Origin of the sequence: Acinetobacter sp. NIPH 284 (assembly GCF_000369425.1) — a bacterium.
GTDB lineage: Bacteria > Pseudomonadota > Gammaproteobacteria > Pseudomonadales > Moraxellaceae > Acinetobacter.
The window spans coordinates 483,287-498,737 of record NZ_KB850011.1; the positions used below are offsets into that span (position 1 = coordinate 483,287).

General features: G+C 37.8%; 19 protein-coding genes, 1 pseudogene and 1 riboswitch. Of the genes and pseudogenes, 9 read left to right on the plus strand and 11 right to left on the minus strand.

Annotated elements, in window-relative coordinates; genetic code table 11:
• Nucleotides 1–38: 38 nt before the first annotated feature.
• The 3 genes from F908_RS08290 to F908_RS08300 all read left to right on the plus strand — a co-directional run bounded on the left by F908_RS08290 (nucleotide 39) and on the right by F908_RS08300 (nucleotide 2,657).
• The gene (locus F908_RS08290; RefSeq protein WP_034602692.1) at nucleotides 39–698 is read left to right on the plus strand and encodes a TetR/AcrR family transcriptional regulator; all 660 of its coding nucleotides are present in this window, start codon (nucleotides 39–41) and stop codon (nucleotides 696–698) included.
• 362 nt (nucleotides 699–1,060) lie between these two features.
• On the plus strand, nucleotides 1,061–1,981 hold the full coding sequence (gene argF / locus F908_RS08295) for an ornithine carbamoyltransferase (RefSeq protein ID WP_004662017.1): 921 nt from the start codon (nucleotides 1,061–1,063) through the stop codon (nucleotides 1,979–1,981).
• Nucleotides 1,982–2,132: 151 nt separating this feature from the next.
• Nucleotides 2,133–2,657 (plus strand): protein tyrosine phosphatase family protein, encoded by a 525-nt coding sequence (locus tag F908_RS08300; RefSeq protein ID WP_005160321.1) that lies wholly within the window; start codon nucleotides 2,133–2,135, stop codon nucleotides 2,655–2,657.
• On the opposite strand, the gene ispF is transcribed toward F908_RS08300, so the two are convergent.
• On the minus strand, nucleotides 2,645–3,136 hold the full coding sequence (ispF, locus tag F908_RS08305) for a 2-C-methyl-D-erythritol 2,4-cyclodiphosphate synthase (protein ID WP_005160324.1): 492 nt from the start codon (nucleotides 3,134–3,136) through the stop codon (nucleotides 2,645–2,647). The genes F908_RS08300 and ispF overlap by 13 nt on opposite strands.
• 98 nt (nucleotides 3,137–3,234) lie before the next feature.
• Between ispF and F908_RS08310 the strand changes: the two genes are divergently transcribed.
• Entirely contained in the window at nucleotides 3,235–3,882 is a 648-nt protein-coding gene (locus F908_RS08310) for an A1S_1983 family putative colistin resistance protein (protein WP_005160326.1), read from the plus strand.
• Nucleotides 3,883–3,929: 47 nt separating this feature from the next.
• Here the strand turns inward: F908_RS08310 and F908_RS08315 are convergent, their stop codons facing one another.
• The 4 genes from F908_RS08315 to galE form a co-directional block, all read right to left on the minus strand.
• Nucleotides 3,930–5,174, minus strand: a complete 1,245-nt coding sequence (locus F908_RS08315; protein ID WP_005160327.1) for a D-amino acid dehydrogenase — start codon at nucleotides 5,172–5,174, stop codon at nucleotides 3,930–3,932.
• Nucleotides 5,175–5,354: 180 nt separating this feature from the next.
• Nucleotides 5,355–5,444: riboswitch (glycine riboswitch) on the minus strand.
• Between the two features lie 136 nt (nucleotides 5,445–5,580).
• Nucleotides 5,581–6,072 (minus strand): hypothetical protein, encoded by a 492-nt coding sequence (locus F908_RS08320; RefSeq protein WP_034602831.1) that lies wholly within the window; start codon nucleotides 6,070–6,072, stop codon nucleotides 5,581–5,583.
• Nucleotides 6,073–6,188: 116 nt separating this feature from the next.
• Nucleotides 6,189–7,583: a class II fumarate hydratase gene (fumC, locus tag F908_RS08325; protein WP_005160331.1), complete on the minus strand. Its 1,395-nt coding sequence runs from the start codon at nucleotides 7,581–7,583 to the stop codon at nucleotides 6,189–6,191.
• Nucleotides 7,584–7,735: 152 nt separating this feature from the next.
• Complete coding sequence (galE, locus tag F908_RS08330) at nucleotides 7,736–8,743, minus strand: UDP-glucose 4-epimerase GalE (protein ID WP_005160333.1); 1,008 nt, start codon at nucleotides 8,741–8,743, stop codon at nucleotides 7,736–7,738.
• Nucleotides 8,744–8,806: 63 nt separating this feature from the next.
• On the opposite strand from galE, the gene tusD reads away from it, so the two are divergent.
• From tusD to F908_RS08350, 4 genes are read left to right on the plus strand one after another with little or no spacing between them, the layout of a single operon-like run.
• Complete coding sequence (gene tusD / locus F908_RS08335) at nucleotides 8,807–9,175, plus strand: sulfurtransferase complex subunit TusD (RefSeq protein ID WP_005160335.1); 369 nt, start codon at nucleotides 8,807–8,809, stop codon at nucleotides 9,173–9,175.
• A gap of 43 nt (nucleotides 9,176–9,218) precedes the next feature.
• Complete coding sequence (locus F908_RS08340) at nucleotides 9,219–9,569, plus strand: hypothetical protein (RefSeq protein WP_005160339.1); 351 nt, start codon at nucleotides 9,219–9,221, stop codon at nucleotides 9,567–9,569.
• Nucleotides 9,570–9,580: 11 nt separating this feature from the next.
• Complete coding sequence (locus F908_RS08345; RefSeq protein WP_005160343.1) at nucleotides 9,581–9,865, plus strand: hypothetical protein; 285 nt, start codon at nucleotides 9,581–9,583, stop codon at nucleotides 9,863–9,865.
• A 27-nt stretch (nucleotides 9,866–9,892) separates the two neighbouring features.
• Nucleotides 9,893–10,204, plus strand: a complete 312-nt coding sequence (locus F908_RS08350) for a TusE/DsrC/DsvC family sulfur relay protein (RefSeq protein WP_005160348.1) — start codon at nucleotides 9,893–9,895, stop codon at nucleotides 10,202–10,204.
• An 18-nt stretch (nucleotides 10,205–10,222) separates the two neighbouring features.
• Here F908_RS08350 and F908_RS08355 read toward each other — a convergent pair whose 3' ends face one another.
• The 6 genes from F908_RS08355 to moaA all read right to left on the minus strand — a co-directional run bounded on the left by F908_RS08355 (nucleotide 10,223) and on the right by moaA (nucleotide 14,882).
• A complete protein-coding gene (locus F908_RS08355) occupies nucleotides 10,223–10,705 on the minus strand; it encodes a winged helix-turn-helix transcriptional regulator (protein ID WP_005160353.1) in 483 nt (160 codons plus the stop codon).
• A gap of 179 nt (nucleotides 10,706–10,884) precedes the next feature.
• Nucleotides 10,885–12,111 carry a molybdopterin molybdotransferase MoeA gene (locus tag F908_RS08360; protein ID WP_005160363.1) on the minus strand — a complete coding sequence of 409 codons (1,227 nt, stop codon included), beginning with the start codon at nucleotides 12,109–12,111 and terminating at the stop codon, nucleotides 10,885–10,887.
• Nucleotides 12,111–13,034, minus strand: a complete 924-nt coding sequence (gene moaCB, locus F908_RS08365) for a bifunctional molybdenum cofactor biosynthesis protein MoaC/MoaB (protein ID WP_005160377.1) — start codon at nucleotides 13,032–13,034, stop codon at nucleotides 12,111–12,113. Before moaCB ends, F908_RS08360 begins: the two co-directional genes overlap by 1 nt.
• 17 nt (nucleotides 13,035–13,051) lie before the next feature.
• On the minus strand, nucleotides 13,052–13,573 hold the full coding sequence (locus F908_RS08370) for a molybdenum cofactor biosynthesis protein MoaE (RefSeq protein WP_005160380.1): 522 nt from the start codon (nucleotides 13,571–13,573) through the stop codon (nucleotides 13,052–13,054).
• Between the two features lies 1 nt (nucleotide 13,574).
• Nucleotides 13,575–13,826, minus strand: a complete 252-nt coding sequence (locus tag F908_RS08375; protein ID WP_004661989.1) for a MoaD/ThiS family protein — start codon at nucleotides 13,824–13,826, stop codon at nucleotides 13,575–13,577.
• Between the two features lie 27 nt (nucleotides 13,827–13,853).
• The gene (gene moaA, locus F908_RS08380) at nucleotides 13,854–14,882 is read right to left on the minus strand and encodes a GTP 3',8-cyclase MoaA (RefSeq protein ID WP_005160387.1); all 1,029 of its coding nucleotides are present in this window, start codon (nucleotides 14,880–14,882) and stop codon (nucleotides 13,854–13,856) included.
• 264 nt (nucleotides 14,883–15,146) lie between these two features.
• Between moaA and F908_RS16280 the strand changes: the two are divergent.
• A pseudogene (locus tag F908_RS16280) lies at nucleotides 15,147–15,451 on the plus strand (IS4 family transposase); the annotation flags it as partial.

A 15,451-nucleotide genomic window follows, 5' to 3' on the forward strand; every position in this document is an offset into this window, starting at 1 on the left:
CTATAATACAAACATTCCCTCAACGCTCATTGAATATAATGACTGATATTTGTTACCCAAGTTGCGAACAACCTCAAACTCGTCGTGGTCAAGAACGTCGCCTTGCATTATTACTATGTGCAACCGATTTATTTCTTGAAAAAGGTTATGATGCGGTTTCCTTGGATGATATTGTCAATCATGCAGGTGGCTCAAAAGCTTCTATTTATAAATATTTTGGCAACAAAGAAGGTCTTTTTACTGCGATTTGTGATTATCGTCGTGAAGTGTTTTTTAAAGGTGTTTGTTTTCCATACACTTCAGAACAAAATAATTTAAGAACATACCTTGTACAAACATTACAACGCTTTTATCAACATATTATTCAACCTGAAAATATTGCCTTTATGCGCATGTTCACAGAGCAAACTCAAAAAGATATACAATTAGCTCACTATTTTTATGACCAATGTGCTTTAAATATACAGAATACGATTGCATTTGCTTTAGGTCAGGCACACGACCTCAATGAAATATACTGCTCTAACCCTCATTTCTCTGCCATGATGTATTTCGGAATTTTACGTGATGTTGAGTGGCGACTTTTAATGGGTTTAGAAGTATCAGCAAATGACGCTGAAATAACTGATTATATTAATTATTCCGTTGATTTATTCTTAAAGGCTCATCAAAATCTAGGGCCTGTTGCCACTTTATAAATGAGTTGCGTTGTAGGCTAAAAATTCATCAGACAAGGCATGAAATGCAGGCAATGGCTATTCCCTTGCCAAGTTTCATAACGAAGTATGAGGGATTTTTAGCCACAACCCTTTGGGACAGGGACATTCTTTGCCGCTACTGCGTTATGTTTCTCTCATTTCGATCACTAAATTTCGCAAAACATGCCTTGTATCGTCTAAAAAACGTCCTCTGTCGCAATCATAGATAAAATGGCAACAGGCCCTTAATTCTTTTGCATTTTTTAGGTGGTGTAGTATAGTAGTCAATTCCTTTTTTTATCACCACCCATTAAATAACAATTAATTATTGTTTTTATTCAATAATTATTGTGGGAGTAACTATGGCGCTTCGGCATTTCCTGACTTTACGAGACCTTTCAACTTTAGAGTTGCAACGCATTTTAGACCGTGCACAAGAATTGAAACGCATGCAACATGCAAATACGGTTTTTCAACCATTTGTAGGTAAAGTCTTAGGAATGATTTTTGAGAAATCGAGTACACGTACACGTATTTCTTTTGAAGCAGGTATTTGCCAATTTGGTGGTAATGCAATTTTCCTTTCTCCACGAGATACTCAATTAGGTCGTGGTGAGCCAATTGAGGATTCAGCACGTGTCATTTCAAGCATGCTTGATATCGTGATGATTCGTACTTTTGGCCATGATATTGTTGAACGTTTTGCTTCTTATTCGAAAGTTCCTGTCATTAATGGATTAACGGATGACCACCATCCATGTCAATTACTTGCTGACTTGCAAACCTTTCAAGAACACCGTGGAAGCATTAAAGGTAAAACGGTTGCTTGGATTGGCGATGGCAATAACATGTGTAATTCATACATTGAAGCAGCACATATGATGGGTTTTAAACTCAAAATTGCTGCACCTGAAGGTTATGAACCAAAACCTGAGTTTTTGACTGAATTTGCCGATTGTGTGGAAGTATTCAATAAAGCTGAGGATGCTGCGGTTAATGCTGACCTGATCGTAACTGATGTATGGGCAAGCATGGGGCAAGAAGAAGAACAAAAGCTTCGTGAAAAAGCATTTGCTGATTTCCAAGTGAATGAAAAATTAATGGATCTGGCTCATCCAGATTGTTTATTTATGCATTGCTTACCCGCACACCGTGGCGAAGAAATTTCTGAGCACATGCTGGATCATAAAAATGCTGTTGTTTGGGATGAAGCAGAAAACCGTTTACATGCCCAAAAGGCATTGATGGAATTCTTATTAAATGAGAATTTGAAGAAAGACTAAATAACTAAAGAAAACAGCATCATCATGATGCTGTTTTTATTTTTGCGATCTAAATTGAACACTTAAATAAAAACACTTATAGTAGAAAAATCTTTTATTAGAAGAAGTTTCTCCTCTTGGTTGAAACTTTGATAACTACAAAGCGAACATTATGACTTCACTCGAACGAGCACTTTCTGAAATTCCTAGTTTTTCTTTGGTGCACGAGCATTTATTTAGTTCTGCTCAGCCAAGCGCTGAACAATTACAGCAAATTAAAGAATATGGCTGTAGTACAGTAATCAATCTTGCGACGAGCAAATCAGAAAACCATTTAGCTAAACAAGACCAAATCTGCTTGGATTTAGGCTTAAACTACATTCATATCCCTATTGATTGGGATCTTCCTTGTGCAGAACAATGCTTGTTCGTTTTAGATTTAATTGCTCATCTTGTTCAAAATGAAATTGTTTGGTTGCATTGTGCCAAAAACATGCGTGTAAGTAGCTTGATGTATTTATATCGTCAATTTTATATGGATATGGATATGCCCACAGCCCAAGCATTACTTCACGAAATTTGGGAACCGAATGAGACTTGGACAGGTTTAATTCATAGTATTACTTTACAACTGCAAGGTCGTAAAGCAACACTTGAACTTGAACAATCATTAATGGATGTAGATCATCTTGCCTGATGTGAAATTAAGACAGTTGCTGTTGCTAAAATACCTTCTTGGCGACCTGTAAATCCTAGTTGTTCCGTTGTCGTTGCTTTGATACTAATTTGAGCGATATCGACTTCAAGTACATCAGCAATACTTTGGCGCATTTCTAAATTATGTTTGGCAAGTTTTGGCCGTTCGCAGGCCACGGTAATGTCAGCATTGTTGAGATGATAACCACGATCCAGAATCAACTGATACACATGCTTAAGCAATACACGACTATCTGCACCCTTATATTCTGGGTCAGTGTCAGGAAAATGTTGTCCAATATCGCCTAAAGCCAATGCACCCAACAATGCATCACACAGCGCATGCAGCACCACATCACCATCAGAATGGGCTTTTAAACCATGCGTATGCGGAATTTTAATCCCAGCTAAAGTAACGAAATTGCCTTCTTCAAAAGCATGTACATCAATTCCTTGTCCAATACGAATTTGAGCAACCATATGATTTTCCTTTTACAATATACTGAACAAATCTTGTATTCAGGCTTTCTATTTCGCTATAGTACAGTGAGCAAATTAGGCTGAACATATAAGTGATTATGCTGTTGAACACCTTAATAAATCAATTAAAGAAATCTGGTTATATCATCACATTGAGTTGTTTTTGCTCATCATTTGTATTTGCCGCATCGATTAATTGTACAACACAGAATGCTGAGCAAAAAAAAATTTGTTCTAAGCAATATCAAGACCAACGAACTAAGCTGAATAATAAGTTTTTAACCGCTTATCTTGTGACTGATGCTCCAATTCAACTACTACATGACACACAAAAACTTTGGCTTAATCAAATCCAACAATGCAAATCTAAAAATTGTTATCAGCAACAATTTGATGTTCGTTTAGATGATTTAAACTTTTATACTTCAATGAATCAGACGCTTACACAACACTATTTAAAATTTGAACATGGTGATTTAGCCAAACAACCTGTTCACATTCAGATTCATCAACTGGATAAAGATAAGTTAAAAATCGAAGGAATTGCTTATCGTAATCCCAATAATCGTGTGGAGACTCAAACTTTATCTTTACTTGCCTACACCACTCCCGAACAAAAGAATCTCATTATTGATAATGAAAAAAAGTGCCAGTACCAATTTGATTTTCAAAAAGCCTTATTAATTATAAAAAGTGAGCAAAAAGGTTGTGAACGCTTTACAGGAATTTATCGTTTGTATGATTAATCAACAAATGCAATATAAGCCGATGTTTTCACATCGGCTTTTTATATTTAGCTTGGGAATTTTTGTGCAATTTCTTCGCTAATCAATACCGCTGTTGCGGCAGATAAAGTCCAGCCTAAATGCCCATGCCCAGTATTGTAAAATACTCGCGCATGTTTCCCCTGTTTCACTACAGGCAACATATTTGGCATCATCGGACGTAAGCCCGCCCATGGTACAGCGTGCTCAGTTGAAATATCAAAATTTTGGTTAACCCAATTAATTAAAGGTTGGATTCGATCTGTTCGAATATCCCGATTGTAACCATTAAACTCCGCTGTACCAGCTACACGGAAACGATCCACGCCTAATCTTGAGGTTACAATCTTTGCACTTTCATCTAGCAAGCTGACCCAAGGCGCATTTTTTACACTTCGCTCATCTTTAAGCTGAACTGTAATTGAATATCCTTTTACGGGATAGACATTGACAGTATCACCAAGCATATCGGCTAATTGGTAACTTCCAACGCCACCGCACACAACGATTAAGTCTGCTTCCATTATGGTCTGCTCATCTGCTTTTGAGTTCATATTCTCAGAACTCTTTTTACAGCTAACAATCACTTTATCTTGCAAACATTTAACATCAACAACATCCAAACCAAAGCGATATTTCACGCCATACGCTTGCGTTCTTTCCGCCAAACCAACAGAGTACTTATGAATATCACCTGTTGCATCGCCTGCTGTGTAATATCCACCATAATAATCACCAGTTAAATTTGGCTCAATTGCCTTCATTTCTTCAGGTGTAATTGCATGACGTTCAAGTTTACCTTCCACTAAAACATCATTCACTTTTTTTGCGACATCAAAGTCTTCTTTGCTGTGGTACATATGCAAAATACCACGCTTTTCTAAATCAAAAGCAATATTCTCTTTTTCTGCAATTTCAAATAATCGTTGTCTTGCTAACAACGCCAAACGAACTGTTTCAATTGTATTTACTTTATAGTCCTTGATGTGAGTCAAAAACTCGACTAGCCAGCGATACTTATGCACACTAAAAGACGGATTGAGCAATAAAGGTGCATCTTTCTTACTCATCCATTTAATGCCTTTCAACACCGTTGCCTTCTGATTCCAGACCTCAGCGTTACAAGCAGACAACTGCCCACCATTGGCAAATGAAGTTTCCATGGCTGGAAATAAATGACGATCAATCACTGTGACTTCATAACCCAATTTAATTAATTCATAAGCAGACGTTACACCCGTAATCCCCGCACCAATAACAACAACATGTGGCATAGCAAACTCCTTGAAATGCATAACATTTCATAATGCTTAGCCCCATCTGTCATGGTACCTGAGAGTTTTGGCAGATGATTACCAATTAATCATGAAGCCTTCCCCTTCGGTGAGTGTTAATCGTAGAAGAAAAATTATCGTATATTTCTACAAGTTGAGCACTGCTCTCCAGATTGTATTTCTATTATTACAGTCCTTCTGCCTGAGAGTTTCCGGGGTCGTTGCTCCTTCGGCGAGTTCATTGAAGAACTTCTCTCCCGCAATAATATTTATATCCATATAAGCAATATATATGCCGTTTAAAAATACAGACACTAAATTCTTGTAATTGTTTGTAGATTAAGATTTAAGCAATTTAAAATAAATCGAAGTATAAAAAAGCAGACTCGAAGTCTGCTTTTGAAAATTAAAATTTACATTGCAAAACTTGATCTGAAAACTGCCCTTTCCAGAGTTCTCGTAATGTTGGTAAATAGAATTTTTCACCAATCATCACTAATTCAGCATCAATCAGTGCATGAATCTCATGCATCAACACATAATCCAATGCAATCAAGGAAAGCTGTGCGTGTTTCTGAGAAATCTGCTTACGTTTAACCTGCGCTTTTTTGACTAACGCGTTGGCAAAATTTTTATCTTTATAAGCGGTAATAGCACTTAAACGCAATTCAATAATGCCCCAACCTTCCAATAATTTCTTAAATACTTCGAAATCTTTAGACGTTGCTTCCCATGTGACATTTTCCAAATTATTGTCTTCTGGTAATACTGGTAACAATAAATCAGCAGTGCTCGGAAAAATTTTCTTTAAATTCAACAGAAACTTAACAGGATTTTCATTTGGAAGATCAGAAAACTGGATATTGGTTTTGGTATCTGTCAAATAAATATTGAGCATAATGAAGCAACAATCAGGTAAATCAAAAGCATATTGTACGCAGATCGATTTATAAAAACTACTCATAAAAAAATCCCCCTAGGTTAAAGAAGGATTTTTTAAACTACCAATACGATTTACCTACTATTCGGAGAAACCATATTTTCAGGTCTAACCACTTCATCAAATTGCTCAGCAGTCACTAAACCGAGTTCAACTGCAACTTGCTTTAAAGTTTTGTTTTCCTTATAAGCTGTTTTGGCAACTTTGGCAGAATTTTCGTAGCCAATCACTGGATTGAGTGCTGTGACTAACATTAAAGAGTTATGCAAGAAATAATCAATTTTCTCACGATTTGGTTCAATACCTACCGCACAATGATCATTAAAACTATTACAAGCATCGCCTAATAACTGAATTGATTGCAACAAGTTATAAGCAATCACAGGCATAAATACATTCAACTCAAAGTTACTAGACGCACCAGCAACGTTAATAGTAGTGTCATTGCCCAACACTTGAGCCACCACCATGGTCATGGCTTCACTTTGGGTCGGATTCACCTTGCCTGGCATAATACTTGAACCTGGTTCGTTCTCAGGAATACGGATTTCACCGAAACCACAACGTGGGCCACTTGCCAACCAGCGAATGTCATTGGCAATTTTATTTAAGCTCACCGCCAAAGTTTTTAACGCACCAGAAGCAAATACTGCCGCATCACGTCCTGCTAAAGCCTCGAACTTATTCGGTGCAGTGACGAACGGTAAACCTGTTAACTCGGCTAACTGCTCTGCAGCTTTCACCGCATAATCTGGATGTGCGTTTAAGCCAGTACCTACCGCCGTTCCCCCTAAAGGCAACTCATAAAGACCTGCAAGTGCTTGCTGCAAACGTTTTAGACCATGCTCTAGTTGCGAAACATAACCACTGAACTCTTGTCCCAAGGTTAAAGGAGTCGCATCTTGCAAATGGGTACGACCAATTTTGACAATATCGCCAAATTCTTTGGATTTAAGCTCTAAAGTCGCTTTTAACTTTTCCACTGCAGGAATGAGTAATTCATTGATTTGAATACTTGCAGCCACATGGATTGCAGTTGGGAAAGAATCATTGGTTGATTGTGCACGATTGACATGATCATTTGGATGCACTGGTTTTTGTGCACCTAGTACTTGTCCTAATTTCTGATTGGCAATGTTTGCAATCACTTCATTACAATTCATATTACTTTGCGTACCAGAACCTGTTTGCCAAACGACAAGCGGAAATTGTGCGTCCCATTGACCCGCAATCACTTCTTCAGCAGCATCAACGATATATTGACTTAAATCTTCAGGTAATTGTTTTAACTCAGCGTTGGTGATTGCAGCTGCTTTTTTCACCAAACCCATGGCACGAATCATGGCACGCGGTAAACGTTCTTGACCGATTTTAAAGTTCTGTAAACTTCGTTGCGTTTGTGCACCCCATAAGGCGTCATTTGGAACTTCAACTTCGCCCATAGTGTCATGTTCAATTCGCATTTGCATAAACAACCTCTGCTTTATTTGGTTAAAATGTTCACGGGCTGAAGCAAACTGATGCTTTTGGCTAGCGAAGACTCAGTTCATATTGATGTATATTTGATAAGTCTTAATTATCCTAAACAAAGCCACTAAAATTGTAAATAAGAATCATTATCCTAATTACCTGTTAAGGTATTGCGATAAAAACGCCACTCATCTTCAATCATTTGTGATAGAGAACGTTTAGGAACCCAATTTAATATTTTTTTTGCTTTATCAATATTTGCACCCAATTGCGCTAACTCTTGGTTTTGATATACAGCAGGTTGCACTTGAATTTCGGTCTGAGTGACTCTCGCAACTTCATCAATCAAATTTTGTATAGATGTGAGTTGATGATGTGCAATGTTGAATGCTTCCAAACAACTAGTTTGTGTTTTTAACCAATTTAATGCGATCAAAACTGCATCACAAGCATCCAAAACATGTAAAAAGCTTCTTTCAACCGTTCCATCTTCTGTCTGTGCTTGATTCTGCAATTCGATACAATCTCGCTGCATCGCTGCAACTTGTAAAGCTAAAGGCACAATATTTTTAGGGAGTTGAGTTACGTATTCTCCTAAAACTCCATGTTCAAAAGCACCAACAATATTGGATAATCTGAGATTGATAATTTTCCATTCATGATCGACTTTATAAGTATCTGCAATAATATCTTCAACCATTTGCTGAGATCGAATGTATGGATTTGGGTAGCGATAATTAAACTCAGTCTCTTCAACTACACTTGGATTAGATTGCCCATATACGGCCAAACTAGAAATATTGATTAATTCTCTAACTCCCATCCGCTGCATTGCTCTCAATAAGCTCATAATACTGCTGACATTATCATTGTAATATTCAAGTGGCTTTAGAACAGATTCTTCAAGCGATTTAAAACTGGCTGTATGGATAACAGTATGAATTGAATATTGTTCAAATACTTTATTTAAGGCAGGTGTATTTCTCACATCTACTTTAACAAATGGAATATACATTCCTGAGATGTATTCTAAGCGCTCCAAGGTTTGTAAAGTCGAATTGGCTAAATTATCAACAATAACAACTTCTTGCCCACGTGCTAATAAACTCAAAGCAATATGTGAACCGATAAAGCCTAAACCACCTGTCACCAAAATCATTGTATACTTACCTTCTTTTTAATCTGTCCATCATTTTGCTTACGTGACCATAGTGAATGTTCAATGAGTACACTACTGTTAATAACTTCTGCACCTACTTCAATTATGGCTTGGCATGCTTTTGGTTTAGCTCAAGCATTAGGAAATAAGTCCGAAGATTTTCGTGTCTTCTTTTACCAAGATGGTGTTCAGGTTGCGAATGATTTACAGTGGTTTCCTGATGATCAACGCAATCTAAAACAAGAATGGCAAAAGCTTGGCATTCGACTCCCTGTCTGTGTCAGTGCTGCCCTTGCTCGGGGAATCACTGATGCAAGCAATGCCCAACGTCATTCACTTCAACAACACAACTTAGCGCAAGGTTTTGAGCTAGTTGGGCTTGGAGAGCTAGCTGATGCTGTGCAAAGCTGTTCTCGTTTAATTCAATTTTAGTTTAAGTTCATTAATAGAGTGTTGCTTTTAAAAGGTAAATTGTGTGAAATCTGTACTCGTCATCCTAACGCAATCCAATTTAACTAGTTTGCAGATCAACGAAAGCGTGTCTGCAACAATGGTTTTAGCAACCTTTGGTATTTCTGTCAAAGTTTTATTAAAAGATGCTGCACTGAGCTTATTGAACAATAAATTAGAGTTCGATCAATTCAAACAAGCTTTCAAAGTTGCTGCCAATATGGTGGACAGTTTTGAGTTCTATGATCTAACCCCGATTTTAGTTGAAACTAAAAATCAACATTTGGCGATTGCGCAAGATAGTGATCAAGAAATCGAGTTTGTTGAGATTCAGCCTGAATTTATTCAATCCTTCGATCATATTTTGTATTGGTAGAGCTCAGAAAGATGGAAAATTCAACTTTATTTTTGATTCAATCCCCTTACTACAACACAGATAAAATCTGGATTGAGTTAGCTCAAATGGCACATGTGCATGATACGATTGTAGTCATGGGGGATGGGCTTTTACTGCTAACTAAAAAGATTGTAGATCTTTATCCAAATCTTTACTGCTTAAGTAATGAGCAAAACTTACTTGGAGATGAAATCAAATCTGAGGTCAAAATTATAGAATACGCTGAATTCGCTGATTTAGTTTTGCAATTCAAACGCTGTATTTCTTTAAAATAAATTATTTTTAGTTAATTAGGCTATTTCATGCAATTAGAGTTAGATCAAGACGGTCATTTGGTCGATTATACAATTTGGAATACTGAAGTTGCCCAGCAACTTGCTCAATCACTTGATCTAGAACTGACCGCTTGGCATTTGGAAATTCTCCACGCCGTACGTCAATTCTATCAACAATTTGGGCATTCCCCAGCAACTCGTCCACTGATTAAATTTTTGATGAAGACGGTTAGTCCTGAAATCAATAATGCTGAATTACAACAAAGATTTAATACAGGGTTGGTTGCACGACATTTAAGCCGTTTGGCTGGCGTGCCTAAACCTGCCAATTGTTTATAGATCATTGAAAATGATCTATCAGGCGCTATTTTGTTTTTGTTCAATAAAGGCAAAATATCCTGGACCAGCTGATACACGGACATCTTTTACATTCAGCGGTTCATCACATTCCGAGCAAACCACTCTTGGATTTATTTTCTTACCACAACCTTTGTGTGTAAACTCAATCGGTTTTCCAAGTCCCATATCCATCCACTTATCAGCCCACTGCACCATCGCTAAAATAAGAGGATAAAGATCCAAACCTTTATCAGTAAGTTGGTATTCAAATCGTTCTTGACGTTCTACATAAGGCACTTTGGTTAAAATACCATGCTCGACTAAACGCTTAAGACGCTCTGAAAGTACGTGGCGGGTCAGTCCCAAACTACGTTGGAAGTCATCAAAACGACGTATTCCCATGAAAGCGTTACGTAAAATTAGCATTGTCCAACGATCACCGAGTACAGAAAGCGTTCTCGCAACTGAACATGGCTGATCGCCAATTTCTTCCCATTTCATTATTATCACCTGATCATTTTTTAGAACTTTAAAGACATCTCATCGATGCCTTGAACCGTCATGTTTAGAAACTAAACACTATAAAATATACACTAAACCACCTGATCAATCAGATGCAATATTGGCACTCAGTTAAATGTCAAAAAAACAGATCATTTCATCTAAATTCATTCGATAACTTAGCGATTAATAAAAACACCTGAAAGTTCTTGTCCAGCATCCAACTGAATATTTGCAGGAATACGCACTAAACAATTGGCCTGCATTAAATTACTCAACATATGTGATTGTTGTTTCGCAAGGCTTTGTAACTTGAGCTGCCCCTGATCAAAATAAGCATGCATTCTTAAAAATCGCTCACGTGCATCAGATTTCAGTCCATGGGTGAGTACTCCACTAAACCATTGCATAGGCTCACGTTGATTTTGCAAAGTATCTAATAAAGCGTTGCCATAAATCTGCATACACACATAAACAGCCGCTGGATTACCCGGTAAACCTAATAAATAGCAATGATGGTCAGGATTTTCATATTTTGCAAAAAATAATGGCTTACCCGGTTTTTGTTTAACTTTCCAAAAGATCTGTTCAAATCCAGTCTCAAAAGCACATGGACGAACAAAGTCATAATCACCCACAGAGACACCACCCGTGGTAATAATGACGTCATATAAAGATTTTAATCGCTCGAAACATGCTGTGACTTGTTGCGCCGCATCTGCAATATGTAGAATCTCGACATCGATACCATAAGCTTTGAACCAAGCCTTCAGTAACGGCCCATTGGCATCAAAAACTTTACCAACATGTAAATCTTCAGGGTGCTCAGCAACCTCATCACCAGTAATAACCACAGCAACCTTAGGCTGTTGAAATACCTCGACAGTTTGCACACCTGCCATACTTAAAGCAGCAAGTGCACCGATATTGATATTCTGACCAACGTCCGCAAACAGTTGACCTTGTTGTACTTCTTCGCCTGTAAATCGAATATCAGCCTGTGGTTTTAGCTGTTCAATCAGTCGAATTGTCTCCGACTCAACTTTAACAATTTCTTGTCGAGCAACATGTGTGGTGCCTTCAGGAATTTTGCCGCCTGTAAAAATACGAATAGCTTGCCCATCAAGCAATTGATATTCGAGTTCACTACCCGCTTTAATCTCACCGATTACATCAAAACAAACATTTTGAAGCTGTGTAAGTGAGCTATTAATCGCATAACCATCTACCGCACTTTGAGAAAAGCTAGGTAGATTGACCTCAGAATAGATTGCTTTAGCGAGATAACGATTCAAACCTTGGGCTAAAGCCAAGACCTCAGTCGTCAATGTTTTGGGCTGAGTTCGAATGAGTTCAAGTGCCTCATCAATACTGATTAAACCCTTTTCAGCACCACATCCTGACATTATTCATATCCTCCCGGATGTGGTAAATCTCGGCAAACATCAAAAATATGAACCAGAGCTGGCAGAATAGCTGCCATTGATTCACTCGCACCACCACGGCTACCTGGCAGCGTTACCACTAAGGAACGATCAATAAAACCTGCTACGCCACGAGACATAGCTGCATATGGTGTACGTTTTTGGCCAAAAGAACGTGCCGCTTCCATCAGACCATCTAATTTACGTTCTAAAAGTGGTTCAAGTGTATCAACCGTAATATCTCGTTTACCAATACCTGTACCACCAACGGTCATGATACATGCATAAGACTTTGTCAATTCTAGTACCAATTCTTTCAATTGATCCGATTCATCTGGCAAAATTTGATAATGAATTGGATCAAAACCTGCGTCGGTTAAGGTCTCAACCACTGATTTCCCTGCGGTATCAGGTTTACGTCCTGCTGCAACAGTATCAGAAAGCACAATCACTGCCGCTGAAACAGGTTGACGTAAAGTGCGCTTAAAGTGCGACTTACCGCCTTTTTTCTTAAGCAATTTACATTGGTCTAAACACAATTCATCAGGTTCACAATGTGGCTTCAACATGTCATAAATGGTTAACCCTGCCAAACTCGCAGCAGTCAAGGCTTCCATCTCAACCCCTGTAGGCCCAATGGTTTCTACAGTCGTCAGAATTACAACATGATCATGTTGTAAATCATATTCAACATCAGCACGATAAATCGGTAAAGGATGGCAAAGAGGAATCAGTTCATCAGTCCGTTTTGCCGCCAAGATTCCTGCGATACGAGCTGTTTTTAAAGCATCGCCTTTTTCAGTATTTCCATCACGCAATAGCTGAATACAATGCGGTGGAGCGTATAAAATCGCTTGTGCTTCTGCAACACGATAACTTTCGGGTTTCATCCCAACATTTTTCATTTTTACTTCCTAACGCTTTATTCGTGTGTATGCTCATGCGCACAATTTTCATGTTCTTGACGGTGGTGATGCTCATGTTTATGGACATGAGCATCAGTTTCGACCGTATCTTTACGAATACAGCAACCTTCTACATATTGACTTGTACCATCCATAAAGAACTCTTCTTTCCAAATTGGTACTTCGTGTTTTACACGTTCAACGGCTTCTTCACAGGCTTGAAATGCTTCACGGCGGTGAGCAGCATATGCAATTGCAATGATTGCTGTTTCACTGACATCTAAATAACCAATTCGATGAATCACACGCACATAAGAAACCTGATGCTTCTCTTTGATTTGTTGTTCGATTTCACGAATCATTTTTTCAGCAACAGGTGTATACGAGGTATATTTTAAAGCTTTAACTGCTTTACCTTCATGATGATTACGTACAGTTCCAATAAAAATATCAATACCACCACATTCAGAAAATGATTGTATAGGATCAAAACTGTCTAAGCTTAGAGCCTGATCTTGAACTCTTGAAAATTCGCGCATTTCATCCTCCTGCAACAGGTGATAACAATACCAAAGTACATGAAGTATTTAATGCTGTTTGACGTAGCACAATATCTTCACCTATCGCACACGCACATTTATCCATCGCTTTTGTTGATTCCGGGTAAAGCATTACAATATGACTTAGCACTTCTTCAACCGTTTGATTTTCTGCAAACTCAAATGTAAGCTCTTTTGGCAATAACCGTTCAATAGCACCAAAAGCTTCTATTTTTATGTCAATGGTTTGCATATTCTCTCCAGACCACTTTTTTCCAAACTAACCACCCAACATATGCATACTAATTTTGCGTACTTGTTGGTGTTTTATCGCATGATAACCTTTCGCTTTATGCCAAATATAAGGTTTAATTTGCTGATCAAGCTCTTGATCATTGATATCTTGAGCTAGTTGTTTCTGTTTAATCACAGCTTGTAAATACGGCTTTATATTCAGACCCTGTTGTGCAAATAAACAATTATATAATTCACCTTGTGCTGTTAATCGAATTCGATCACAATCACCGCAAAATGAATGAGTTATCGTTGAAATAATACCAATACAATATTGCCCATCTAACTGATACTGACGTGCAGGTTCATGCTGCTGTTGCAAAACTTGAATCTGATAAAAAGGCTGAAGTTGCGCTAAAATTTCTGCTTCACTGACCACTGCCTGATCAGTCCAATGCTGATCACCATCCAGAGGCATAAACTCAATAAAGCGTAAGGGAATGTTATGCTGCTTTGCCCATTTCACCATCGGAATAATTTGGTCATCGTTTTGGCCTTTCATCAACACACAATTGATTTTGAAAGCAAGCCCCGCTTTTTTTGCCGCCTCTATGCCATTTAATACGGGCGTGAGTTCTTTTTTAGTCAGTTGCTTGAATTGATCTGGGTCTAAACTATCTAGGCTGATATTAAGATCATCTAACCCAGCTTGTTTTAGTGGTTCCGCATATTTAGCTAAATAATGTGCATTGGTAGTGATCGAGATTCGTTTTAAACCCAATACTCGTAAACTCTGTAAATCACGAATAAAATGAACAACACCCTGACGCATTAAAGGTTCTCCCCCAGTAATGCGAATATTTTCAATCCCTTGCTTCACCATATATTGGCAAAATAGCAGCAATGCTTCAAAACTGAGTAAATCTTGTTTTTTCATCCATTCTGGATGTTCAGGCATACAATAAATGCATTTAAAATTGCACCGATCTGTCACGGAAATCCGTAACTTACGCTTAATACGACCGTACTGATCTTGCAAGATCGGTAAAGTCGTTTCAGGGCTATCATGCTTCATCTTTTGCACTCATATTGTGAATTCGCTGAACACTTAAGCACAAGTTATGTGCGACGCGGCTTGTATATGTGCAGCATACTGCTCTACTTAAGCAATATTTATTCCAATATTTTACTCTAATCCACCTTGAGAGCATTTATTTATCTAACAAAACAATTTATCGCTTCACAACACACAACTGTTATAAATTTCAACTTTGTACACGACAAAAAAGACAACTCATTGAAATAATGGCATAATACTTGTTTTCTGACGACGAATATGATGACACATTTCAATGAGTTACATCTCATCTTAAACAAATATCTAAAGTGGAACAAGTCACGTGTAAAATGTTTTACACTGATTATGCTTGCATTAATTGTAAAACAGACATGTAATCTTTCTTCTGCATCTAAAGCCTTACCCATCAAGTGCTTACCACAATCATTTTATCGACGTATACAACGCTTCTTTGCAGATCAGTACTTCGATTATCGTCAAATTTCTCAGTTAATTTTCAATATATTTTCATTCGATAAAGTCCAATTAACTTTGGATAGAACCAACTGGAAATGGGGAAAACGAGA